The 23,656-nt window shown below is 61.4% G+C and carries 22 protein-coding genes and 1 tRNA gene; 7 read left to right on the top strand and 16 right to left on the bottom strand.

The window, feature by feature from the left end:
- Positions 1-173: 173 nt before the first annotated feature.
- The 12 genes from E2583_RS23470 to E2583_RS23415 all read right to left on the bottom strand — a co-directional run bounded on the left by E2583_RS23470 (position 174) and on the right by E2583_RS23415 (position 12,482).
- On the bottom strand, positions 174-902 hold the full coding sequence (locus E2583_RS23470) for an anti-sigma factor (RefSeq protein WP_291599188.1): 729 nt from the start codon (positions 900-902) through the stop codon (positions 174-176).
- Positions 899-1,477, bottom strand: coding sequence for a sigma-70 family RNA polymerase sigma factor (locus E2583_RS23465; RefSeq protein ID WP_291599186.1), 579 nt, complete (start codon positions 1,475-1,477; stop codon positions 899-901). The genes E2583_RS23470 and E2583_RS23465 overlap by 4 nt, the downstream gene beginning before the upstream one ends.
- A 66-nt stretch (positions 1,478-1,543) precedes the next feature.
- On the bottom strand, positions 1,544-2,119 hold the full coding sequence (locus tag E2583_RS23460) for a DUF3455 domain-containing protein (RefSeq protein ID WP_291599184.1): 576 nt from the start codon (positions 2,117-2,119) through the stop codon (positions 1,544-1,546).
- A 163-nt stretch (positions 2,120-2,282) separates the two neighbouring features.
- The gene (locus tag E2583_RS23455; RefSeq protein ID WP_291599182.1) at positions 2,283-3,518 is read right to left on the bottom strand and encodes an MgtC/SapB family protein; all 1,236 of its coding nucleotides are present in this window, start codon (positions 3,516-3,518) and stop codon (positions 2,283-2,285) included.
- A gap of 764 nt (positions 3,519-4,282) precedes the next feature.
- Positions 4,283-5,185 carry a TIGR01777 family oxidoreductase gene (locus E2583_RS23450; RefSeq protein WP_291599180.1) on the bottom strand — a complete coding sequence of 301 codons (903 nt, stop codon included), beginning with the start codon at positions 5,183-5,185 and terminating at the stop codon, positions 4,283-4,285.
- Positions 5,186-5,219: 34 nt separating this feature from the next.
- Positions 5,220-5,918, bottom strand: a complete 699-nt coding sequence (locus E2583_RS23445) for an SDR family NAD(P)-dependent oxidoreductase (protein ID WP_291599178.1) — start codon at positions 5,916-5,918, stop codon at positions 5,220-5,222.
- Positions 5,919-5,944: 26 nt separating this feature from the next.
- Positions 5,945-7,513, bottom strand: a complete 1,569-nt coding sequence (locus tag E2583_RS23440; protein WP_291599176.1) for a cryptochrome/photolyase family protein — start codon at positions 7,511-7,513, stop codon at positions 5,945-5,947.
- Complete coding sequence (locus E2583_RS23435; RefSeq protein WP_291599174.1) at positions 7,510-8,805, bottom strand: DASH family cryptochrome; 1,296 nt, start codon at positions 8,803-8,805, stop codon at positions 7,510-7,512. Before E2583_RS23435 ends, E2583_RS23440 begins: the two co-directional genes overlap by 4 nt.
- Positions 8,802-8,963: a DUF2256 domain-containing protein gene (locus tag E2583_RS23430; RefSeq protein ID WP_291599172.1), complete on the bottom strand. Its 162-nt coding sequence runs from the start codon at positions 8,961-8,963 to the stop codon at positions 8,802-8,804. Before E2583_RS23430 ends, E2583_RS23435 begins: the two co-directional genes overlap by 4 nt.
- Before the next feature lie 18 nt (positions 8,964-8,981).
- A complete protein-coding gene (locus tag E2583_RS23425) occupies positions 8,982-10,052 on the bottom strand; it encodes an NAD(P)-binding protein (protein WP_291599170.1) in 1,071 nt (356 codons plus the stop codon).
- A gap of 85 nt (positions 10,053-10,137) precedes the next feature.
- Positions 10,138-10,686: a lipocalin family protein gene (locus E2583_RS23420; RefSeq protein ID WP_291599168.1), complete on the bottom strand. Its 549-nt coding sequence runs from the start codon at positions 10,684-10,686 to the stop codon at positions 10,138-10,140.
- A 1,334-nt stretch (positions 10,687-12,020) separates the two neighbouring features.
- Positions 12,021-12,482, bottom strand: a complete 462-nt coding sequence (locus E2583_RS23415) for a MarR family winged helix-turn-helix transcriptional regulator (RefSeq protein WP_291599166.1) — start codon at positions 12,480-12,482, stop codon at positions 12,021-12,023.
- 60 nt (positions 12,483-12,542) lie between these two features.
- On the opposite strand from E2583_RS23415, the gene E2583_RS23410 reads away from it, so the two are divergent.
- Entirely contained in the window at positions 12,543-13,088 is a 546-nt protein-coding gene (locus tag E2583_RS23410) for a PaaI family thioesterase (RefSeq protein ID WP_291599164.1), read from the top strand.
- A gap of 203 nt (positions 13,089-13,291) precedes the next feature.
- Positions 13,292-15,211: a methyl-accepting chemotaxis protein gene (locus E2583_RS23405; RefSeq protein ID WP_291599161.1), complete on the top strand. Its 1,920-nt coding sequence runs from the start codon at positions 13,292-13,294 to the stop codon at positions 15,209-15,211.
- Positions 15,212-16,049: 838 nt separating this feature from the next.
- Here the strand turns inward: E2583_RS23405 and E2583_RS23400 are convergent.
- Positions 16,050-16,301: a hypothetical protein gene (locus tag E2583_RS23400; protein ID WP_291599159.1), complete on the bottom strand. Its 252-nt coding sequence runs from the start codon at positions 16,299-16,301 to the stop codon at positions 16,050-16,052.
- A 673-nt stretch (positions 16,302-16,974) separates the two neighbouring features.
- Positions 16,975-17,223: a hypothetical protein gene (locus E2583_RS23395; RefSeq protein WP_291599157.1), complete on the bottom strand. Its 249-nt coding sequence runs from the start codon at positions 17,221-17,223 to the stop codon at positions 16,975-16,977.
- Positions 17,224-17,276: 53 nt separating this feature from the next.
- Here E2583_RS23395 and E2583_RS23390 point away from each other — a divergent pair, with 53 nt between their 5' ends.
- The gene (locus tag E2583_RS23390) at positions 17,277-17,708 is read left to right on the top strand and encodes a hypothetical protein (RefSeq protein WP_291599155.1); all 432 of its coding nucleotides are present in this window, start codon (positions 17,277-17,279) and stop codon (positions 17,706-17,708) included.
- A 1,369-nt stretch (positions 17,709-19,077) separates the two neighbouring features.
- On the opposite strand, the gene E2583_RS23385 is transcribed toward E2583_RS23390, so the two are convergent.
- Positions 19,078-19,257: a hypothetical protein gene (locus E2583_RS23385; protein WP_291599153.1), complete on the bottom strand. Its 180-nt coding sequence runs from the start codon at positions 19,255-19,257 to the stop codon at positions 19,078-19,080.
- Between the two features lie 320 nt (positions 19,258-19,577).
- Here E2583_RS23385 and E2583_RS23380 point away from each other — a divergent pair, with 320 nt between their 5' ends.
- The 3 genes from E2583_RS23380 to E2583_RS24695 all read left to right on the top strand — a co-directional run bounded on the left by E2583_RS23380 (position 19,578) and on the right by E2583_RS24695 (position 20,561).
- Positions 19,578-19,760: a CsbD family protein gene (locus E2583_RS23380; protein ID WP_291599151.1), complete on the top strand. Its 183-nt coding sequence runs from the start codon at positions 19,578-19,580 to the stop codon at positions 19,758-19,760.
- Positions 19,761-19,941: 181 nt separating this feature from the next.
- Positions 19,942-20,018 (top strand) — tRNA-Met (locus tag E2583_RS23375).
- Between the two features lie 150 nt (positions 20,019-20,168).
- Entirely contained in the window at positions 20,169-20,561 is a 393-nt protein-coding gene (locus E2583_RS24695) for a YXWGXW repeat-containing protein (RefSeq protein WP_366007430.1), read from the top strand.
- Positions 20,562-21,417: 856 nt separating this feature from the next.
- Here the strand turns inward: E2583_RS24695 and E2583_RS23370 are convergent.
- Positions 21,418-22,386 carry a tripartite tricarboxylate transporter substrate binding protein gene (locus tag E2583_RS23370; RefSeq protein ID WP_291599149.1) on the bottom strand — a complete coding sequence of 323 codons (969 nt, stop codon included), beginning with the start codon at positions 22,384-22,386 and terminating at the stop codon, positions 21,418-21,420.
- A gap of 97 nt (positions 22,387-22,483) precedes the next feature.
- Here E2583_RS23370 and E2583_RS23365 point away from each other — a divergent pair, with 97 nt between their 5' ends.
- Positions 22,484-23,383: a LysR family transcriptional regulator gene (locus tag E2583_RS23365; RefSeq protein WP_291599230.1), complete on the top strand. Its 900-nt coding sequence runs from the start codon at positions 22,484-22,486 to the stop codon at positions 23,381-23,383.
- The last annotated feature ends 273 nt before the right edge of the window (positions 23,384-23,656 follow it).

Raw genomic sequence — 23,656 nt, 5'->3', positions numbered from 1 at the left:
CCGGCTGAAAGGAATACGCGGCCACGGTCTGTCTGGATTCATTGAATTTTTCTATTTGCTTTCGAGGGGTGATGAGTTGTTTGCACAGGGGCGTGAGCCGATCGTCACTGGCGGCGATACCCGTCTTCGAACCTGCCAGGTACTGCGCGCCCGAGCCGGTCGTGGCAGCAGACCTAGATCTGGACGGCTCGACCGATAAACTGGATGGGCCCGGTGGGGCGTCCAATGGGGGAGCCTCCGTAAGGCTCCAGGGTCAGCTCGAACAGCTGGTTGGCTTGCAGGGGCGGGAGCTTGTCCACTGGTACCTCGATGGCCTCGCCTGGCTTTACCAGACCCAGCGATACCGGAGCGCTCCACCCGTCAGCCTTGGTCCAGAACTGCAGGGATTTCTCTGCAGGAACGTTGTCGGTACCGAGCGGCACCAGCCTCAGTCTCCCCTCCGCCTGGGCCTGCACCAGCCAGCCAGGCGACTGGCTCTGAGGTGCTGCGAGTACCACAAAGTAGCGTGGCGAAGCAGGAGGCGAGGCTTCGCGCGCGGTGAGGATTGCCGCCAGCACTGCAGCCGTGGCAAAACCCGTTCCCGTCAGGCCGCGCCATAGCGCGAGACTGTCCCATCGCCACCAGCGTTTCTGGGCCGGTGCCGCTCGGGGAAGTCTCGCCGGGGCAATGGTTGCGGCAATACGCTGCCAGAGACTGGCAGCCGGATCGACGGGCTCGGCAAGCGAGGTCAGAGGCAAGAGGCGCTGCTCCCATTCATCCACGGCGGCACGCAGGGCGGGCTCGAAAGGCAGGCGTGCCTCAATGGCGCGACGCTGGACCATGCCGAGTGTGCCCAAGACATATTCACCGGCCTGTGCATCCAGGTCGTCTGAAGGTTGTGGTGGTTGGGTTTCGCCGCTCATTGCATGCATTCCCGCAGTGCGCGCAGTCCGCGCTGAATCCAGGCCTTGACCGTGCCGAGGGGCGCTTGCACCCGCTGGGCAATCTCGCTGTGGCTGCAACCGTCCACATAGGCATGCAACAGGCACGCTCGGCGTGCAGGTTCCAGGCCGTCAAGACAATGCCCGAGGCGACCAAGCAATGCCTGCCGCTCCAGCGCATCGCCGCTTTCCTGCCAGGCCGCAAAAGCTGCCTGTGCATCCCGGTGTGCCGTAGCCGGTTCGTCAAGCACCGTCTCGCGCGCGCCATCGCGTACGCGATTCAGAGCCGCATGTCGGACTATGCTGTAGACCCAGCCACGGCCTGCGCCGCGGCTGGCGTCGAAACTTGCTGCGCGCTCCCAGATGGAGACAAAAGCGTCGTGCAGCACATCTTCTGCAGTAGCGCGGTCACGAACTATTCTGAGAGCAACACCCAGCAGGTAGCGTGCTTCGCGAGCATAGATGCTGCGCAGGGCGTCGCGATCACCCCGCGCACAGGCCTGCAGCGCAGCGTTGTGATCGAAGGCATCGTCTTGGAAGGAAGCAGCAGGCGGCACAAATAGAGGGCAGGAGGGGAATAGAGAGATATCCTCCGGCCATTCTAGTCATGCCGTTGCAAAACCTTACATCGTGGGTTTCCAGAAGATGTAGTCGGCCTGGTACTTGACCATGGTTTTCTGACCCTTGGTGGCGGTCGTGCAAGGCTTGTCTGACGGTGCCACACCGCCTTGGAGGGCTACTCGCTGGATATAGCTGACGTCTGTCAGTGCGCCGGCACCCATGGCGGGATTGGCCTTCACCAGTTGGTAGGGCAGGTTGCCGGCCCCCGATGGCGCGACTGCGAGCTGCGTGGCGGTGAGCTTGGAGCCGTCGTTCGCTTCCCAGGTTGCCGGGGGGCCGTAGTAGCGGCCCACCGTCTTGCCGGAGCGATCTTTCAACACGGCGTCAGGGCCGACAAAAACCCATTCGGTCTGACCGGGTGCGTTGGCCTTGTCCCGGCATTCGTAGGTGATGTCGCCACTGCCTACCGTTTCCCAGGCGACCTTGTGACCCGCTGGAACCTGAATGGGCCCTGGCAGCGCAGCCTGTGAGAAGGTGCTGGCCGGGGGCTGCATCGAGCCGCAGGCAGCGAGCAGGGCCGCTGTGGAGGCGAGGGCAGCAAAGGCGGTGAGGCGGTGTGCGAAGCGAGTGGTCGACATTGAGGTTCTCCCGTTGGATCGGTTGGAAGGATTCACTGAAGCAGCACATTTCCTGTGGTGCTGCGGGTACTACCCACGAGACCGGCCTTTGGATGCATCCCTGGCGAAATTTTTTTGCAGGCGCCTCGACCTCCCTGCCTTCACTTCTGATGAGCGGCCTGCTCTAGGCTTGCCACAAGAGCGACAGGCTTGCCCCTGTGACCATCGAGGCAAGTCCCAGGCTGATCCTGGCCCCATACATTGTTCCGCCAATCGCGAACGCCAATACGGATTTGGCAAGGGCGCTGGAGGCAAGTATGACAATCACGCCCCATCGAGCGGTGTTCAATGGCAAGCTACCCGATGCAAAAAGTTGCCCCAGACTGGCCGCCGCCGCATGCAGTTCGGCCAAAGCTGCAATGGCCGCAGCGACCAGCACGCCAGTGCTGCCAAAGACGTTCTGGAGCCAGGCACCCAGGACCAGCATCAGTGCGATAGTGCCTGCTATCACCAGTGCACTGGTGAGCTTGAACACCTGTCCAGTTTCGAATTCGGTCTGCGCAGACGTGTTTCGTTCCTTGAGCAATCCTGTGCCGGCCGCCAGCACAAGGCAGATCGCCGCCACGAGGAGGGGCGCTGCCATGGACCGCATCAGATCGAGGGATGTGGCCGAGAGGATGACGATGAACAGGCACAGCGAGGCCAACTGAGCGAGCATGGCACAGCCAAAAGCTTGCGCTTGCTGATGTTCGTCGGACTTGGCCAGGTTGCCAAGGCTGGCGATTGCTGCAGTGGATGACACGAATCCAGAAAAGAATCCGGTCACCGGAAGCCCCCAGCGTGGACCGAGAACGCGCGTAAGTATGCGGCCCAGCATACCGACCGCCATGAACAGCACAACCACTCTCCAAACCGCCGCCAGGTTCAGCACACCCCATGGATCGACAGGGGTTTGCGGCAGCAGTGGCATCACAATCAGCGCTGCGGCGCCTAGCAGCAGGCCATCCTTCAACTCTGTCTCTTTGAGCAATTCGCGACTCCAGTGCTGAATGGGAGCCTTGGCGTGAACCAGCAGAGCACAAAGGATGCCCAGCGCTGCGGTCAGAGTGGTGCTCTGGTGCGACAGTCCGCCCAGTGCGACCGAGAAAAGCAGGGTCACCTCGCTTGTCAGCCCTGGGTCGTCGGAGGCTGACCGCCAGTAGGCTGCAACGGCCAGTGCCCCGACCAGCAGCAGCGCCACCGTGAAGGGCTGCACACCGAGCGCCCAAGCCGCACAACCGAGCAATGCCGCGATGGCATGGGTACGAGTTCCTGCGATGCTCTCCGGCGCGTGTCCGCGACGTTCGGCGACGAGACCAATGAGCAGACCACAGCCCAGCGAGACGACCCAATGATCGATTCCGGCCCAGCTCAGCGGCATAAGTCCCAATTTCTTGCTCCTGGTAGGGCTCCTGAAGTCGATTGGCTGGCGCCATCGCTACCCATGCGCAGCATAGTCGAGCAGGTGACGACGGTGCAAGACGAGGCACCGAAGCGAAGACAGCCCGTATCCCCGGATGCCGTGGCGCAGCCGGCTGCAGAGCCCGTGGGGGGAGGCCAGTCGCTGAGGTAGCAAAGGCTTTTTGTGCCGCAGCCCTCCTTCGAGAAGCGGGAAAGCAGAGGCGCTGCGGTGGCCTGTCACTGCGCCGGTGGCGTCCAGCCGGGCACCTCTCTTTGCCACCGATGGCGAACTTTTTCTCCTCGTCTTGCATGCGACCTCGATGGAAGAGGTGGCACGCATCGGGATTTGCATGCGTCGGACGATGTCGGGCGAATGCTCGCGTGCGAAGCGCCAGTTCGACGATGCCTGGGTCGCGGCTGCGGTGGTCCCTGGAGGTTCGTCAAGCCGGACTCTGAACGTCACGGACCGGCGATCTGTCGGCCGGTGCGGAATTCTTGCCGGCATGGCCGTTGGTTGGGGATGCGGGAGCCGCCCGGGACGTCCCTCACCAAGCTATCCCTGAACAGCCACCGCCGTGCGGACAACAAGGCCAGACCCCTCAACGCTCGGAAAATGGCCACCCGAGGCAGCCTGCTTCGGTGGAACGGGCCATGACGCCCAGGACCAGAGCCCATCCAACAGTGAGCAAGCGGATGACTGGCACACGGGAACCACCTGCATCCCTGCCCATGGGGCACGCTGGATCAAGGCTCGCGAAGCAGGTGTTTGAACGCTGCGGGCAGTTCAGGGTAACGCCAGGAAAAACCGGCATCCTGTGCGCGCTGCGGAACCAGGCGTTGACTTCCCAGCAACAGAACGGACATTTCCCCCAGTGCGAGGCGCAACGCCCACGCCGGCAGGTGCAGCAGGGCCGGTTTGCCCAGCTCGCGTGCGAGTATCTGCGTGAAGTCAGCGTTGCGAACTACCCCGGGTGCGCAGGCGTTGTACGGCCCGCTGCAGCTCTCGTTGTCCAGCAGGTGGTCGATGAGGGCGACTTGGTCCTCGATGTGGATCCATGGCATCCACTGCCGGCCGCTGCCCAGCCTGCCACCAAGCCCTCGTTTGAATGAGGGCAGCAGTCGTGCCAGCATTCCGCCGGAAGGCGTCAAAACGGGGGCCGTGCGCAGCAATACAACGCGCACTCCCAGCTGGCGCGCGCGTGCAGCCTCCTGCTCCCAGGCCACGCAGAGGCGGCTTCCGAAGTCGATGTTGCCCGGTGTACTGTCTTCGGACAGCCACTGCTCTGCGCCGTCGCCGTACCAGCCTGCCGCAGAACCCGAGATCAACACAGGCGGCCTCGACGCTCGCCTTCCCATCCATTCGACCAGTGTCCGCGTGAGGTCCACACGGCTGCGCCACAAAAGCTCGCAGCGCGCAGCTGTCCAGCGGTGACTCGCGATGGGGGCTCCTGCCAGGTTGACGACAGCATCCAAGGGGGCATTGTCGGTCAATGCATCAAGCTGCGCTATTCCGTGGGCGCTTGGACACCACTCGGTGACTTGTCGAGGCGTTCGGCTCCACACCCAGAGGTCATGACCTTGGCGTGCCCAGTGCTGGCAGAGGGCCTGTCCGATGAGTCCGGTGCCTCCGGTCAACAGGATGCGCATGGGGTTCTCCTTGTGGGGAAATTGATCAACAGACTTACCAGGGAAGGCGTTGCCCATCGTATGCCCAGAAGCCTCCGCTGTCCTGTGGCTGCAGGCTGTCCAGCACCGCCAGCAGATCCCGCGCGGCATCGCTGGCACGGCGGCCTATCTGGGCGCCGCGAAACGGCGCCGACAGAGCCGAGTCAACTGTGCCGGGGTGCAGGGCTGCCAGAACCGCGTTGGGATGGGTGCGAGCCATTTCAACAGATGCGGTTTTGATCACCATGTTCAGTGCTGCCTTCGAGGCGCGGTAGCTATACCAGCCCCCTAGGCGGTTGTCGCCGATGCTGCCCACCTTGGCCGACAGAACCGCCACCAGGCCGCGCTCCTGCTTGGTCAGCAGCGGCGCGAAATGTGCCAGGACCAGGGCCGGGCCGATGGTATTGGTGGCAAAGCTGGCCGCCATATGCACGGCGTTCAGGTCGGCCAGTCGCTTCTCGGGCCTGCCGGTGGGCCCGCTGAGCATTCCGGTGGCCACCACGATCAGGTGCCAGCAGTCTTTCTCGCGTAACGTTCGGGCGGCAGCGGCGATGGTGTCGGGCGCATCGAAGTCGAGGGCGGGAGCGCCGTGGCGGCTCAGGGGGCACACCTCTGCGCAGCGAGGATCGAGCGCCAGTTGTGCGGCAACGGCTGCGCCGATGGCGCCGGAGGCTCCCAGAACGAGGGCGCGATAACCAGTGGGCAGGGATTGCATGGCAGACCTCGGGAATCGGTGTGTGGTTACAGACTGTCCAGGTTCTGACGCAGGTGCAGTGCGTGGCTGCGCAATGCGGTTTGCTGTTCCGGCGGCATTCTTTGCCACTGGCGGTACACCAGTGCCAGACGGTGGTTGCTGCCCAGCGTCTCGGCATGGCGCGCAAAAAAGTCCCAGTACAGCGCGTTGAAGGGGCAGGCGCTCGGTCCGGTCTTGTGCTTGGGGTGGTAGGCGCAGCTGTGGCAATAATCACCCATGCGCTGCAGGTAGGCGGCACTGCTCACATAGGGCTTGGTGGCAATCAGGCCGCCATCGGCGTGCTGGCTCATGCCCAGGGTGTTGGGCAGCTCCACCCATTCAAAAGCGTCGATGTAGATGCCCAGGTACCAGCGGTGCAGCGCCGCGGGATCCAGCCCCGCCATGAGGGCGAAGTTGCCGATCACCATCAGCCGCTGGATATGGTGGGCATGGGCCGTCTGCAGCGACTGGCGGATGACTTGCTGCAGGCAATGCATGCGCGTGTCTCCCGTCCAGAACCAGTGCGGAAGCGGCAGATGGTGGCCCAGCGCGTTGCGGCTGTCATAGCCCGGCATCTGGGCCCAGTAGATGCCCCGTACGTATTCGCGCCAGCCCAGGATCTGGCGGACAAAACCTTCCACGGCAGCCAGTGGTGCCCGGCCCGAACGCCATGCGGCTTCGGCGCACTGCAGCACCTCCAGGGGGTGCAGCATCTTCACATTCAAGGCGAAGGACAGCAGGGAGTGGAACAAGCGCGGCGCCTGGCTGGACATGGCGTCTTCATAGTCGCCAAAGTGTGGCAGCGCATGGGTGACGAAGGCCTCCAGACAGCGCAGCGCCTCGTGCCGGTTCAGCGGCCAGCGCAGGGCTTCGGCCTGCGGGTCTCCGAAGCTTTGAACACCGCTGCGCCGCACGAGGGCCCATAGCGCGCCGTGGTCGTGGTTTGGACGCCAGTCCGAGGGCTCGGGCGGAGTGCCCGGCCAGGGCTTGCGATTGTCCTGGTCATAGTTCCATTGACCCCCGCAGGGCTGGCCGTGCTCGTCCAGAAGCAGCCGGTATCGGCGGCGCATGCGGCGGTAGAAATGCTCCATCAACCACTGGCGGCGTCCGTGCATCTGGATCGCGAGATCATCGCGTGCCGTCAGAAAGTGTTCGCTGTCCACCACCGTGCATGTCAGTGGCTGGGTGGTGCTCCAGGCCTGCAACAGGGCATCCAGCCGCCATTCGTCAGGCTGCTGCCATTGCACCGTGCTGGCACCGTAGTGCGCAGCCAGTGCCGCGAGGTTCTCAGGGATGGACTGGCGGTTGCTGACATCGTCGATCGATACATAACGAACGCGGTGTCCGTCGGCGCGCAACTGGCGCGCAAAGTCACGCATGGCGGCAAAAATGGCGAGAATCTTTTGCGCATGGTGCAATACATAGTCGGTTTCCTGGCGGACTTCCATCAGCACATAGACCACCTGCGCATCCTGCTGCCGGAACCAGCTGTGCTGCGGATTGAGCTGATCTCCCAGGAGCAGGCGCAGAGTCCGTGCGCGGTGGGTGGCCGTGAACGTTCGTGCGCTGCGACTCATTGTGTTCCCCAAAGGCGTCGGTAAGCACCGTCAGCGTCGTAGGTCGCGGCCTGCTTGGCAGGGTCAAAGCGGCGACCTCCGCGCGGGTCGCAGCCACGGCCCGCGATATACAGCCAGTTGCCCTGGTTGCTGTAGACGTCGTAATCCAGCAGTTGCGCTTCGAACCAGGCAGCACCGGCGCGCCAGTCGCAGTCCAGGTCATGTACCAGGAAACTGGCTGTCACCTGACGCAACCGGTTGCTGAGGTAGCCCGTCGTGGCCAGCTCGCGCATGGCGGCATCCACCAGCGGCTGACCGGTCTGTCCGGCGCACCAGGCGGCGAAACGCTGGTCATCGTGCGGCGTGGCACGCACCGGGCCCAGACCTCGTGCTCGGAAGAGGTGAGGTCCGTGCCGCAGGTGCAGGAAACGAAAATAGTCACGCCACAGCAGTTCAAACCAAAGCCAGTAGCTGCTCTGGGTGGCACCATGCGTGGCTTCAAACTGTCGAAGTTCCGCGTTGGCTTGCCGTGGCGAGAGCGCCCCCGTGGACAGCCAGGGCGACCATTTGCTCGAATAGTCCAGCCCCATCAGCCCGTTGCGCGTGCGCAGGTAGCGGTGGGGAAGGCCGCGTGCAAGGTACCGACGCAGGTGGGCCAGGGCTGCCGACTCGCCGCCTTGCAGGCCGGAGACGGCGCTTCGGGCATCGGGCGAAGGAGAGGGACCGGCCAATGCGTCCAGAGCCGGCACCTGCTCTTGAAGGTAGTAGCGGGGTATATGCGGTGGAACTTTGGGCAGGGCGTCAGGCACTGGCAGCGGCGCATCCGGTTGCAGCCCGGCGCGCTCCACAGCCTCGCGAAACGGGGTGAACACTGCGGGCAGCTGCTGCACAGGCCAGGGCAACCGGTCAGGGCGAAGCAGGCTGCTTTGCCACACGGTGTGCACCGTCAGGCCTGCGGCTCGCAGGGCGTCGACCTCGGCCTGTTCCTCGGGCGCTGCGATGTCTTCGCAGACAAGGGTGCTGGCTCCCACGGCATGTGCCAGCGAAGGCAGGACCACGGGGGCTGGCGCATTCAAAATCAATAGCTGAGAGCGCAGTTCATGAAAACCCTGGGCCAGATTCCGTATCGTATTGGCGAGCCAGGTGCGGCGGTGCGGTCCGAAGCGGGCAAAGCCCCACCGGGTCCTGACCTGAATGTCGGGCAGGCACAGCACCGGCAGCAGGTGCTGCGCCCCCATCCTGCACGCAGCATGCAGCACGGGTTGGTCGTGTAGACGCAGGTCATTGCGCAGCCAGAGCAGCACTGTGCTCATGTCTGTTCCCCAGGCGGAGGTGACGGCTTGCGCTGCCGACGGCAGCGTTCGGAGCAGTATTTGACATCGTTCCACACCAGGGCCCACTTTTTACGCCAGGCAAATGGGCGCCCGCAGCAAAGGCAGGATTTTTCAGGCAGCTGGGATTTGCGGTGCACGTCATGCCTCCTTCGGTCTCAGTCCGCGTGGGTGTGCAGCGCGGTGTGGACATGCCGGGCCAGGGTACGTCCGCTCAGCCAGGCACCTTCCACGCTGCCGCTGTGCATCCAGTCTCCGCACATTCCCAAACCCGTGGCGGCATCCCACCAGGCGCCCATGTTCAATGGGGTGGCAGTGTCGGCATAGCGCCAGCGATGGGCTGTGGCCTGAACACTGGCGGGATCAGGACCTCCCAGTTGTGCAAATGCCTCAAGCAGCGTGGCCGCGACGGATGCCGCATCGTCTTCCAGGTGGGCTTCACTCCAGTGGTGTCCTGCGTGCAGCAGCCAGGTTTCCGGGCCGCTGCGCCCAGGCTTGCTGCTGTCGCGCGCGATCCAGCGCAAAGGGCCGTGCTCGATGATGCAGCCGTCCACCGGCAACGGCACCGGCCGAGGGCATCGCACCATGACCGACCAGCAGGGCTGCATGCGGGCGCTGCGCGACAGGAGCGCTGCTTCCGGGGCGACTGCCGCCACCAGCGGGGCCGCCTGTGGAGCGGGGACGGCCACAAGAACGCTCTGATAGCGGCATGGCTCGGTGCCATGCTCTGGGCTGTGCAGCAGCCAACCGTCCGGTCCAGCGTCCGCTGACGTCAGTGGCTGGATCGTGGTTTGCCATTGGAAACGCACAGGCTGTGGACGCATTTGCATGCTTCGCACCATGTACGCGGCCGGTGAGGTCATGCGTGGGAGGCCGACAAAGCGATCAAAAAGACAGTCTTGCGCGGCAAAGTCCCGGCCGTCGTGCATCCCGATACGACCCTGCCATACCTGGGCCGCGCCGGCCTGTTGCCAGTCCCAGACCGCCCTGCGGAACTCGGCATCGTGTGCCATGAAGTACTGGGCTCCGTGGTCGCACTGCCACTCCATGTCGCCGTCGCTGCTGCGGCGCGTGCTCATGCGGCCTGAAGGTCCTCGGCTCTTATCGAATACGTGGACGCAGTGGCCCGCCTCGGCCAAGGTCTGGGCGCAGGCCAGTCCGGACAAGCCTGCGCCAACGATTGCGATGGGGTCTGTTCTGCGGTTCGCGGTTGGGTCGGGGGTGATCATGGCGATGAAAGGTCTTTGGCGCGAGATCTCTGCTTGCGAAATCAGAGTCGCGTGGAAATGATTGTTCGGGATTCGAAGGCGGGTTCTACTGCGCGACTTTCGTGACACGCTCCAGGTCGACACCGAAGCTTCGGGCTTTCTGGAGCAGCAGGTCGAGCTGTTGCTCGGGCATGGACTTGTGGCGTGAAAGAATCCAGAAGTAATCCATGCTGCCGCCAATCACCAAAGAGGTTTGATAGTCCTCATCCAGGCTCACCACGTTGTAGCCCCCATAGAACGGGCCGAAGAAAGATACCTTCAGAGCCGCCACATCTGTCGGCCCCAGGAATCGTGCCTTGCCTTCCGCTTCGCGCCATTCCTTCCTGACGGAGTCAAATCCGCGGTTCAGCACCGAAACGCTTCCGTCTTCGTTGAGGCTGTAGCGAGCCGAGACCTGGGTCAGGTCTTTTTCAAAGCTGTGATCGATGCGTGCCAACTCGTACCACGTGCCCATGTAGCGCTTGGCATCGAAGCCAGTGACCGGCTTGACCCCGTGGGGGACATGAACAGCGCAACCCGATAGAAGCGCCTGGGCTCCCGCCAGGGCCGCCGCAAGCGCTGCCGCGCGAATGAAAGAGCTTCTTGAGATATGCATGTGGTTCCTCTTGCTGGTGCGTCATTCAGGGGGAGTCTCCGACCCGGGGTTTGGGCATGGGCCGGCATGTTTCGCCGTGCGGGATTCGGGCCGAGCTGCATCAATTCGCTGTCGAACGGGTCTGCACCAGTCAAGCCTCAAGGCCATCGTGATTGGATAGGGCGGCGCTGGGCCCGTCGGGGCGCTGTCGGCTTGGCAGCGCATGACACTGATCGGCACGGGTGACAGGCAGGAAAGGCCTCGCAACCAAGGGTCTGCGCAGCGCTCCTGGTGCGCAGTCGACTGCCCGTTGGCGCTCGGAGGTGCCTGGCCGGTTCAGTGTGCTTCTGGAAGTAAAGGCACGTGCCCACTAAAGCTGATCGAGGCATGGAGGCATCCCTGGATGGAGTGGATTGACAGGCATTAAAAACCGTTTGGATCAAAGTATGAACTTGTCAGTTCAAAATATAAACCGAAAGTGAAAACTTTGAACTATCAGGTATTGAAAATGATCTTGTGTATCTCGAACAAACTGTAAGAGTGACCGAGGCGCACTCGGGCAGGATGCGCGTCCGTGTGAAGAAATACCGGGCATCCAGCCATGCCGCTTTCGCGCATCGGGAAAGGAGGTGTCCCGGCGGGTTGCAAAAGTCGTTCGCCTGCAGCAGATTGCTCGGCAGGCTCTGTGCGGGCATCCTGCGATGCTGCCGTGACCATCACCATTCATTCTTGAGCGGCAGGCCGGCATCGCTGCCTCGACGCGGACCGCACGTTTTCAGGCACCCGGGCCGCTTGAGGTGGATGCACATGTCGGCTTCAGGGGTCTTGCCTGAAGTCTTCAGCGGCGCTGTGTCAATCCGGTCGGGATGTTGGAGATAGACCGGGTGGCGGGTAGCTGAACGCTGCTCCGCAACCGCATGTTCTGGATCAGCCGTTGCCCGGACAACTGCTCCGGCCCATTCTTGGGATGTCGCCTCACGCCGAAACGTTCGCTTGCCGGGACGCATTCTGTGCGCCGTTCACGATGCAGGTGTCAGTATTCTGATCTTCCAAAGCACAGGAAGATTGAACCCGGTTTGGGCAGGGGTTTGGCAAAGGCTCACGTCGCGCAGTCGACGACAGGTACCAGCAGGCCGCACGCCATTCAGGCTCTGCAACCAAATCGGTCCGACTGAGGCTCGACCAGCGAACGGCCCCGGCAAAACCCAGAAACGTGGTACCGAGACCTTTGTAGGATGTTCCAGGCATGGAACCGATGGATCAAGGTCGGCCGAAGGATCTTGGTGGCCGACGGTCGCTACGTCGCCCGTCCGACGGGCATCGGCAGCGATTGGCCGCACCCGGATGTCGGGGACTCAGCCGGCTGTCGCTTCATGGTCTTCCTCGTCTCCGTCCAGGCAGTCAATGCAGGAATCGAGCAGGTCATGCAGCGCTGCCACACGTTCCGTCCCCAGCCGCGCGTTCAAAGCCAGCTGTGCGGTCTTCCAGGCCTGCTGCGCTTGTGCCTGTTTGGATACACCGGCGTCAGTTGCGGCGACCAAGCGACTGCGTGCGTCGGCTCCAGCGCCAATCGTCAGCAAGCCCGTCGCCGCCAGCGGCTGGAGATTGCGCGTCAACGTTGAGGCGTCCATCTGCATGCGCTTTGCCAGATCCACCGGCCGAATCGGCCCCAGTTTGACCACATGGGAGAGCAGGGAGTATTGCGTGATCTTCAGGCCCACCTCCGAAAAGAAGTGGTCATAGTGCCGCGTCACGATACGACCGAGCTGACGCAACTTCAGATTGGTGCAACCCTGGGGCTGGATGCTGTTTTTCATCTGATATATTGTAATTGCAACTATTGCAATTACAAGTTTTCAACGATGACGGAGGCTGAAATGACTGCGGATCAGGTGATCGAGAGATGGCGAGCGGAGGAAGTGGCGGTGCGTGCTCAGCTAAGAGCCGTGGACACCGGGCCGCACGCGAGTGTCGCTGCTCGTTCCGGCATGGAATTGTTCGAAGCCATCTTCGCGGGGGATCTGTCCCCGGCTCCCATTGGAGAAACGCTCGACTTTGTTCCCATACGGATGGCCCCAGGGGAGGCCGTTTTTCAGGGGAGCCCAAAGCGTCGTCACTACAACCCGCTGGGCACAGTGCATGGAGGCTGGTTTGCCACCTTGCTCGACTCTGCAGTGGGTTGCGCCATTCACACGACCTTGCCGGCGGGTAAAGCGTATACCACCCTGGAGCTGAAAGTGAACATGGTGCGTGCGCTGACCGACGCGGTGCCGTTGGTGCGTGCGCAGGGCAAGGTGATCCACGCTGGCCGACAGGTCGCCACAGCCGAGGGGCGCATCGTTGGCCCCGATGGGAAGCTGTATGCCCACGCGACCACAACCTGCTTGATCTTCGATCAACCCATTGGCGCGAAACCGTCATGAGAGATGCCGGTATTTCCGGCATCCGGAGCGACGGACCACCAACCCCGCAGTGCGGCCATCGACGGCTCCGTCGGGAAGGCCGCAACGGGGCTGCGGGCGGCGATAGCTGTCCAGTCAGGGCTGTGCAAGGGGTTGCGGAGCGCATCCGGCTTGCCAGGGCCTGCATGAAGTGCGCAAGGTCGATCCAAGGACAGTGCAAGCATTTGTCCCGTGAACCGCTCGTCGGCTGTCACGCAGACCGTCCAGACCATTGCGTGCCACCCCTTCCTGCCCGCCCGTCCGAGTTGCAAATAAAGTTCGCAAAACGACATATGCCGGGGCATTGCCTTGTCTGGCAGCTGGAAAATATGTCTTTCTGTGCGATGGGCTCGAGAATGAAAATTTCAACGCGATTGATCTTGTTGGTGGGCGTCATGTCCATGCTGCTTCTGGGCGTCGGCCTGCTAGGCCTGCGCGGCATGGGAGGAAGCAACGATGGGCTGAAAACGGTGTACGAAGACCGCACGGTGGCTCTGGGGAAGCTGGGGCAGATCCAGAATCTGATGATGACCAATGCCTATCTGGTCAGCGCTGCCACGCTGGATGCGAGTCCAGAGGTGGTGGATCAGCTCACCGCATCGGTCGAGGCCAATATTGGCATCATCACCAAGGTCTGGGATGAGTACATGGCCACCTACCTCACGCAGGAGGAGGCCGTAATTGCCAAGAAATTCGCGGAGGCCCGCGGCAGGTATGTCACTGATGGACTGAAGCCCACAGTAGCGGCGCTGCGCACAGGCAATATGCAGGAAAGCCAGCGCATGTCCAACAAGGTTCTGCCGGCCCTATACGCTCCCGCCAAGGACCAGATCGATGCATTGATCCAGTTGCAACTCGATGTGGCCAAGTCGGAATACGAGGTTGCGGTGGAGCATTACGGCTCGGTGCGCATGTATTCCAGTGCGTCGATCGTGCTCGGTCTGCTGTTTGCCGTCAGCGTCGGATACTTCCTCATCACCGGGATTGCGCGTTCTCTGAAGCAGGCCGAGGACCTCTCACGTGCCATTGAGGCTGGAGACCTCAGCGCGGAGGTCTCGATCACTGGCAGGGATGAGGTGGCGGGCCTGCTGCACAGGCTGGTGGCCATGCGTGACAGCCTGATCAAGGTGGTGTCGAGCGTGCGCCAGGGAGCGGAAGGTGTTGCCACGGCGAGTTCAGAGATTGCCCAGGGGAACCAGGATCTCTCGGCTCGCACCGAAAGCCAGGCCAGTGCGCTGGAGGAAACAGCGGCGTCCATGGAAGAGCTTGACTCCACAGTCAAGCAAAATGCCGACTCCGCCCGCCAGGCCAATCAGTTGTCCGTGAACGCCAGCCAGGTTGCGGTTCAGGCTGGCGAGGTGGTTGGGCAGGTGGTGGACACCATGAAGGGGATCGACGAATCCAGCCGCAAGATCGGTGACATCATCAGCATCATCGACAGCATCGCATTCCAGACCAATATCCTGGCCCTCAACGCTGCGGTGGAAGCCGCGCGGGCTGGCGAGCAAGGGCGCGGTTTTGCGGTGGTGGCCAGCGAGGTGCGGTCCCTGGCTGGGCGGTCGGCCGAAGCAGCCAAGGAGATCAAGGCGCTGATCGGCGCCAGCATGCAATGGGTGGATCAAGGGACTGCCCTTGTCGACAAGGCCGGAGCGACGATGACCGAGGTGGTGAACTCCATCGGCCGCGTCACCGACATCATGCGCGAAATCAGCGCTGCCAGCAGTGAGCAGAGCGCCGGTGTCTCTCAGGTAGGGGAAGCTGTCATTCAGATGGACCAGGTCACTCAGCAGAATGCGGCGCTGGTGGAGCAGATGGCCGCTGCAGCCAGCAGCCTCAAATCACAGTCCCAGGACCTGGTGCAGGTGGTCGCCGTCTTCAAGCTGCGCGATGGGGGAAGCTCCGTCGATCAACGCCCTGCACTCGGAGCCGGTGTCACGCCGTTAAAAAGCCAAGCCCTTGCGACGAAAGCACGCCGGGCACCAAGCATCGGTGAAAAAACCGCTGCGTTGACGAAAAAGGCTCCAGCGACTGCCCCTGCGGTACCCGTTGCAAAAGCCGCACATGCAGTCGCAGTGACCCACGAGGATGAGTGGGAAACTTTTTAACGATTGAGACGCAGGGTTGTTCGTATCAAATCGCGCCGACACAGATCATTCGCGCATGCGGGGATGCGCCGATCGATCTCTGGCCTGTGCTGCAGGCACCGCCAGTGTCGTGGCTGGCGTGAGCTTTTCGACACGTCTCTCGCGCACTGGCTCTGATTCGCGCCATAGCGTCCTGCTGTGCTAACTCCTACTGTCCTTTGGCCTTTTGCGCGCCCGAATGGTCAGGGTGAGACATCTTCGACGGTCTTGCATGCCGGGCGGTACGTGACGCCTGGTCGGCAGACCTTGCCCAGGGGAGATGCATGTCCTGTCAGAAGGCCGGCCGAGAAGCATCACATTGCCTCCTCCGGGTTGCTGCCGGTTCCCCACATGGGAGACCAGGGGGCGGTACTCACAGCGACCCGGTCCGTACCGTGCGGCGGAATGGGGACGCATCATGCATCGGCAGTGTCAGTCCTCGACTTTGCGGCGTGCTCGCCGATGGGGTCGTCGGGAGCGCCGGATTCATGAGGGCTGGCGGTCGCGTCGACGGTCATGACGCAGCTTGTCTGGTTGCCCGCTCCGGGCACCGGCGGTGAGTTGTCCGTTGAAGGTACAGCCGGTGTTCTCGCCCGGGGCGGCAGCGGCCTCGGTGTTGCAAGTGCCCCATTTTTTATGAGCCAGTCATCTTCCAGCCGGAAAAAAAGATCGCCGGGATTTGCTTTTCGCCAGTGGTCGCAATTGCTCTTTGATGCGATTGCGACCTCGTGGACATCCGTAGCGACTTTGAGTATCCAGGCTCGCACTGCACAAAGAAAATGCCCGCCCGGTGGCAGTCCGGTATCGGTAGTGCAAAAGATCAAGGAGTGTCTCTGACTATTTTTGAGTACTTCTCAAGCTGTTCTAGCAAGCGTTCATAGAGCGCATCGGTTGCCATGGAGTTCAATACATCTGCTTTAATGGCCTCGGCGCGTCGATGGTAGCTGGCCTGCAAAGTGCGTAATTGCTTGTCATCCAGCGATTCGATCAGCGCAACGAGTAGTGCCTCTTGCGCCAAAATTTGCCCTTTCATCGCTCTCAACTGGGCACTTTGATTGCCTAGGAAATCCATTCAGCTCTTTCTATTCCGTGATTTGCATTGAGCCCCGGGAATTATGGTGAGCACATCTTTCGTGGAATTGACGCCGGTCACGTTTGGATGTCGCAAAAACTGCATGCAAGTGTGCAAAATTTGCTAGTTTGCGCGATGGTTCATCGCCCTCATTTTCTGACGCCCTGCATCTGAACCTCCGGCCGGCCTTGATGGCCAAACCACTGCATTGCCTAGGAGCTTACTGAAGGATGTACGGCTTGCGGTGCTCGATGGTGGGTTGAGCGATATCGGTTTTTGATAGGCAAGAGTGAATGCCGGCCTGCTGCTTTCGATGCTTCAACCATGCATGCCGAATTGGGTGATGCGCTGACATCTGTAGTGGGCACCCGCCCAGATAGAACCAGGTCATCAAACAGATGGGTGCCGTTCACAATGGCGCTTCAGTGTCTTCAAGATTCCAGCATGCGCAACCCGACTGGTGGACAATCAGCCAGATCTGTCTGAGGCATGTTGCATGCCTCGGGAATAGCCACCTGGATGTTCTCGGCGTCTGAGACGTCGCGATTTGAATTCTCAAAATACAGACGTTGACCGCGACTGAAAGCATTGGGAATGTGTTTGCCAAAGTGGCAGAGACATTGAGATTCCTGGCCGCAGATCTGTGAGTCGCAGTGGATGATTTTGATTGGCTTCATTCACGCTTCAGATTCTTTCTCTTCAGCATCGCACCGTTGCTCATCTGTCCAATCAGCATGCGCGCACGGGAAGACAGATTCATCGCGATGGCGACTTCAGGGAATATAGATTGCTCCGCCTGGGCGTGACTCATCACCTGGGCCGGCATCAGGCGCCTCGCAGCGATCAGGGGCAGGCTTTCAAGAATATCCGCCATGATTTCACGATGCAGCGTTTCATTGCCCCCCCGGTACGGTGCGGTCAATGGGCGATATCGGTTTGATATGCTGGCGATTCATCAGAATGGACGGGAGAGCTATGTCGAGTGTAGGAACGATCGCGCTGGCGGTGGGCGGCGCGCTGAGCGCGTTTGCCGCAGTGGCACACTTGGCGTGCATCGCCCTAGGCGCTCCCGCATACCGAGTGATGGGGGCGAGTGACAGGATGGTCCGTGCGGCCGAGGAGGGGAGCGCTCGCCCAGCGCTGATAACGCTTTTCATCGCAATGATGTTGTTTCTCTGGTCCGGCTACGCATTGGCGGGCGCCGGTGTCATTGCACCTTTGCCGCTGACCAAGAGTGCGCTCATGGTCATCAGTGCCATTTATCTCCTGAGGGCGGTTGCATTCCCGTTTCTCAAAACCTTGTTCCCCGCCAACACGCAGGCATTCTGGCTGGTGTCATCTGCAGTGTGTCTGGTGATGGGGTTGGTGCACCTGGTGGGCATCATTGATTTGTGGGGTGTGCTCTGACTGTCCTTCGGGCGTGCATCCCGTTGCCGTGGCGATGACGCAAGAAGAGTCCGCGAGCGCTTTGCGGGCTTGGAGCCGGTGACCCTTTCGGGTCCTGCCAGGGAAATGGTCAATGAGGGAGTGAAGAGGAGATTCCCGGGCCCGGCGTGACAGGTCGATGGCGTGAAATTCTGCATGATGCGTTACGGGTCATCCATACGAATTTGGCTTACTCCAAACGGAGTCGCTTCAGGTTTGCCAAAGAGCTTGTGAGAGGGGACGGCGTCCCGGACGCTGATCGGCTCGATGAGCGTCGTGCCCTTGCATTGCAACGAGGTCGTTCAAAGAAAAAGCCCGCAAGCAGTTGCTGCGGGCGCCGATAAAAAAGCCGGTGACCTATTTGGTCATGCCCGGGCAAGTTGAGGAAGTGAAAGGAGTCTGTGATCCCGGGCCCGGCAAAACAGGTTCGTGGCGGAAATTTTGCCCAAAGAGGTTGGCGGAATCAATATGCCCGTGGACTCCCGGAGATGGCTCTGCGTCATCGTGTGTGACCCGTGTCACCGCGACATGCAGCCCGCGCAGCCCTCATGATTGACGACGCTCCGTGCGTCTGCGCAGGCACCTCGGGACGGGGTTCGAGGACTTCCGGGTTGGGCGCGGGCACTGTATGGGTCCCAGTAGGGATGGGCTGAATCCTTGAGGCGGACTCAATAAAAACCATCCCCGTGCCGCACCAGAATTCGGTCTGTTGTCTGTCGCCAAGCCGCGAGAGCATATGCTTTTGCGGTCGATGGTGATGCTGGCGAACCAGCGAAGATCGCCCGAGACTGCGGCACTCCGTTGAAGGACCGTCATTGCCGGCATTCCGGCGCGCGACAGGAATGGCGACGCAGACCTGCCATCTGGAGCGGTTCCATCCCTCAGAAGCTCACCTCGAAGTGGCTTTCTGCTCATGCCAGTCTGGTTGCTCAAAGTGTCAGGGACAATCTTGTTGCAGCACTCAACGTCCGCTATTGCTGCGGCTCGCTTTTCCACGGCTGTTCTTTCTGGTTCTGTTCCCTGGCAGCGTGAGGGTGGCCTGGTTGCTGTGGCGTTCGGAGCTCATCGGTAATGTTGATCATCAACATCGAGGTGTCCCGGAAGGACGGGATGCAGTTACCTGACAAACAGACCTCTCCCCCTGGGGGCGGGTCAAGATTGACGGCCCAGCCCTCGTCAACTCATTATCCATGGCAATTCGACAGTGCCCTTGAAAACTGGACGCCGCCATCGTGTGTCCCCTGCAATGGCGTTGAGGCTCCGAGGACATGGTGGAGGCCTCGCTGAAGCTACAAGATGCCCGGTCTTCCCGCATTCCGTACCCAGAGAGGCTGCTTGGTGCAGGCATGGCCTATTCGATGAAGCCGAGCTCTCGCAGTGCTTCTGTTTCCTGGGTGTACTCGGCGTTTTCGATCAGCAGCGTGCCGTCAGGCGCATAGATATTGCGCCGGGGGGCACCTATGTCTTGCTCCATGCGTTCGACCCTGTAGCCGTGCCGTTCCCAGATTTCGGTGGTGTTGATGCGAGTCATGAGGTCACTTTATCCAAACCACGCGCCTGCAGGCAAGGCTCTGGCCCAGCTTCTGACATCGTGCCATCGACGACGGCTCGGCGCCATCGCGACCCATGGCCGCTACATCGGGTGCGGTGTTCCCTGGTAGCCTGGGGAGCGACCGTTGCCCCAAGCCTGACCTGCTGGAGCCTCTGCCAGGTTGGCATGGTAAGCAATTGATAACGTGTAAGGGTTTGCACCACATGGAGGGCCAAGCCCGTCCCACGGCAGTCCATGGTCGGAGCGTTTACCGTTGAACCCAGGCCGCATTTCGCGGCTTTGTTCATAAGGAGGACATCATGAATACCGATCAAGTCAAGGGCACGCTGAAGGACGCCGCAGGCAAGGTGCAGAAGAAGTTCGGTGAACTCATTGACAGCCCCGAGCAGGAAGCCAAGGGGATTGCAAAACAGGTCGAAGGTACCGCTCAGAAAAAGGCTGGCGACCTGAAAGAAGCGATTCAAGACGCGGCCCGGAAGTAAGCCGCGAGCCTTGCAATGCACACAGCCCGCCTGGTTCGCCTGCGGGCTTTTGTTTTTGCCCCCATGGCAGGTTGACTGAATATTTAATCATGCTGTGAATTTATACATCTGTGTTATAGTACACAGGTCGGGGAAAGAAGCTGGCGGCTAGGAATGGTGGTCGGCCCCCGACGCGGAATATCGCGAGGTGGAGCAGTCTGGTAGCTCGTCGGGCTCATAACCCGAAGGTCGTTGGTTCAAATCCGGCCCTCGCAACCATTAAAAGCCCTGATCGGAAACGGTCGGGGCTTTTTCGTGTGCACCGTGACTTCGGGAGGGCAGCCGGCAATTGCGAGCGCCAGCCTCCGCGGACACGTCAGACAGCGTGCAGAATGGGCGTCACTGTTGAACAGCAAGTGAGGTTGGCAAATGAAGTTCAAATGGGTCTCTTCGGCCGGATGGGTCTCTTTGGGATTGCTGTCTGTGCTCGGTATGACGGGCTGTGTCGTGGCTCCGGAGCGACACCCGAGGCCAGTCGTTGTCCATACCCAAGAGCGCGTGCTGCCTGAAGTCATTGTTGAAGAGCGGGGAGCACCTCCGTCACCAGGGTGGCATTGGGTAAACGGGTACTGGCGCTGGGATCGGGACCAGTGGGTTTGGCATAAAGGCCACTGGGTGGCGACTGCAGCGCCTCCCATGCCGCAGATCATCGTCGAAGGCAGGCCGCCGGCACCCAGCCCGACGCATTACTGGGTTCCAGGCCATTGGGTCTGGAGGGGTGACATGGGCAACTGGTTCTGGATCAGAGGACAGTGGCATTAACGACAGACACATCGAGTCGCGCAAACCGCCTTCGGGCGGTTTTTTTCATGCTTGTCCTGCGGTCGAAAGCCGCTGGCTGAGGCCCCGGGACCGTCTCGGCGGTTTGTGACGCACCGTTCGCAGCCTGCTCCGACGGTTATGTGCGTTGCCTCCGGGTCGGATCGACCGGCGGCCGCACCCCGTTGAAGCACCCGCATGTCCGCGATCGATAAGATCGATGCAAGAGTCGTTTCATGACTTCCCGGCGGAATCACGGCCATCCTGCGGACACGGGTGTGAGGTGGTGTCCGTCCTGGACGCACAGTGCGGGAACCCGGCTTGCGGTTGCTCTGCCCGCAACTCGGCGACATCCGGTCGCATGCCTGAGCAGCCTCCGGCTGGAGAAGGGAAGCCCGCACGCACGCGGCAACCGACCGGTGGCCAGCAACTGTGAAGGCGATGATTTGCACAGGCCTACCGTTCAGTAAGCGATGCGCACGACATGCCGCCCGGCCGTGAAGCCAGTGTGATGGCATGTGCCCTGCGCTGGGTCTTCTCGCCAATTCCGCGCCGGATGTCTGGAGTGTCGGCCTGCCTTGTGCCGGCCTGGGGGCGGGGGCAAGCATTTGCGATTGGCGGTCAACGGCATCCGGCAAAAAGCAGTCAGCAACCGTGACTGCTTCAGACCGGCCGGACTTCATCAGACTGCAGGATACAAACCTTTGCGAACGCCAGCACGCGATGGCTGCCCGATTCAGCCATCTGGCCCCACGGATCGGCCTCCGGGGAAGATGAGCGCTTCTGTTTTCCAGGACAGGGCGGGGCACGGCCCTTGCATTACAGGGGCTCAGGTGTTCCGTGCCCATGCACGGCCCGGTCAATCAGCCGTGATTTTTCGCTCACGGATGATGCGACTCCATTTTTCGTTTTCTGTCGCAATGAATCTGGCGAGTTCCTCGCGAGAAGTCGGGGCTGCAGTCTGGCCGTGCTTCAGCAGATTCGCCCGGACATCCGGCGCGTTCAACACTTTGACCAGTTCGGCATTCCACCTGTCCAGCAACGGCTTGGGCGTTTTTCCTGGCGCGACGAATGCATACCAATTGGTGGCGTTGAAGCCCGGATAGGTCTCTGCCACGGTAGGTACATTTGGCAGGTAGGCTGGACGTGTCAAGCCGGTGGTGGCCAGCGGAATGAGCTTGCCTGACTCGATATGCGGCAAAGCTGTAGGCGGCGCTGCATAGAAGGAAGTGACGCGTCCGCCCAGCACGTCCTGCAAGGCCGGTGCTCCGCCTTTGTAGGGAATGTGAACCGTATCGATCTTGGCAATGTCGTTCAGCAATTCACCTGCCAGGTGAGCAGCGGACCCCGGTCCCGTGGAGGCAAAGTCCAGCTTGCCCGGTTCGCGCCTGGCTGCGGCAACAAACTCTCCCAAGGTTTTGATGCCCTTGCTGGCAGGAACCACAAGGACATTCGGAAAGGTGACGCCCATGGAGATGGGCGCCAGATCCTTGAGCGGGTCGTAGCTCACTTTCATGAAGTGAGGGGAGATGCTCAACGGACCGATTGAGCCGAACAGCAAGACGGATCCATCGGTGGGGCCATGGGCAACCTGGGCATGTGCGAGGTTGCCGCCTGCACCAGGTTTGTTATCCACGACCACGCTTTGGCCAATGTTTTCGCCGAGTTTCTTGGCAATGATGCGTGCCGCAATGTCCGCAGAACCCCCGGCGGCAAAACCCACCACCATGGTGACGGGTCTTTTGGGGGGGAATTCTTGGGCGTGTGCTGTGGCAAGCGGCAGGCAGGCGGCCAAAGCGGCCGCCAGGACGAGAGGGCGTCTTTGCATATTGTCTCCTGGTCGAGTCGTGATCGACTCTGTGCAAGCGATGATCGTAAATTCCGGCAACTATTCTGTGAATTGCAATATATGGGTACACTATTGCATGAGACGCATCAAATTCGATCTGGCCGAGTTGCAGGCTTTTGTGGCCACTGCGGAAAATTCAAGCTTTCGCATCGCTGCGCAGCAGCTTTGCCTGTCCGCGCCGGCGTTGAGCCGAAGAGTTGAGCGTCTCGAGGAAGCGCTGGGAGCCAAGTTGCTGGAGCGCACAACCAGGCACGTGCAGCTGACCGCAATGGGTCAAGAGTTTCTTACCGAGGCGCGTGCTGCATTAGAAGGGCTCGAGACAGCTGTGCAGCGCGTCAGCGATCAGTCACAGCATCGCCGGGGATCGGTGACAGTGGCATGCATCCCGTCAGTGGCGAACCATCTGCTGCCCAGTGCTTTGCGTGCCTTTGCTGCCGAGTACCCGGATGTCCAAGTCCATGTGATCGATGAGAATGCAAGCCATGTCCTGGAGGCGGTGGTCGGGGGGAGGGCCGATTTCGGCATGAGCTTTACTGGAAGCCAGGAGCCCGGCATCCAGTTCGAGACCTGGACTCGCGAGCGCTACGTGCTGGCGATGCTGCGAAGTCACGCATGGGCATGTCGTGCCGAGATTGTCTGGGCGGAGCTCGCAGGCGAACGCCTTGTCTCGGTATCGCACCAGAGCAGCAATCGCCTGCTTCTGGACCAGGTCATGGCAGGCTTGCCTGATCAGCCCATGGCTTGGTATGAATGCAACCACGTCACCGGAGCACTCGCTCTCGTGGAGGCCGGTTTGGGAGTGGCTGCCATCCCGCAGCTTGCGCTGCCGCAGAGCCATCCGACAGTCTGTGGCGTGCCTCTGAACGAGCCTCCGTTGTGGCGTACCTTGGGCCTGATCAAGAAGCGTGGTCGCGTGCTCAGTCCGGCCGCTGAATCTCTGAAGAGCTGCTTGCTCGCTGCCCGTGGGACTCTTTGACCCCCTGCTGCTGCGGATTTCCACCCGAACAGAACTGCTGCATCGAAATGAGCTGAGGTGCAGCACGCAGGAAACGCTCCCATGCGAATGCTGGTCGGGCTGACCCCATTACCGCCCATCGCGCTCCCGTTCCCTCGGGTGACGACGCCGACCTTCTGGCCAGAGGCGGCTTCTGCGTGTTCGCAGGTCTGCGCCTGACGCTGGCCGTCGGTATCCAGGCCAGCTGCGAAACGGCCCATCATCAAGGATGCAGTCGCCAGGTGCTCCTGTAAA

This window comes from Comamonas sp. (assembly GCF_009360615.1).
Classification (GTDB): Bacteria; Pseudomonadota; Gammaproteobacteria; order Burkholderiales; family Burkholderiaceae_C; genus Comamonas.
Note: the sequence above shows the minus strand (reverse complement) of the source record. Positions and strands in the feature narration are given on the sequence as shown.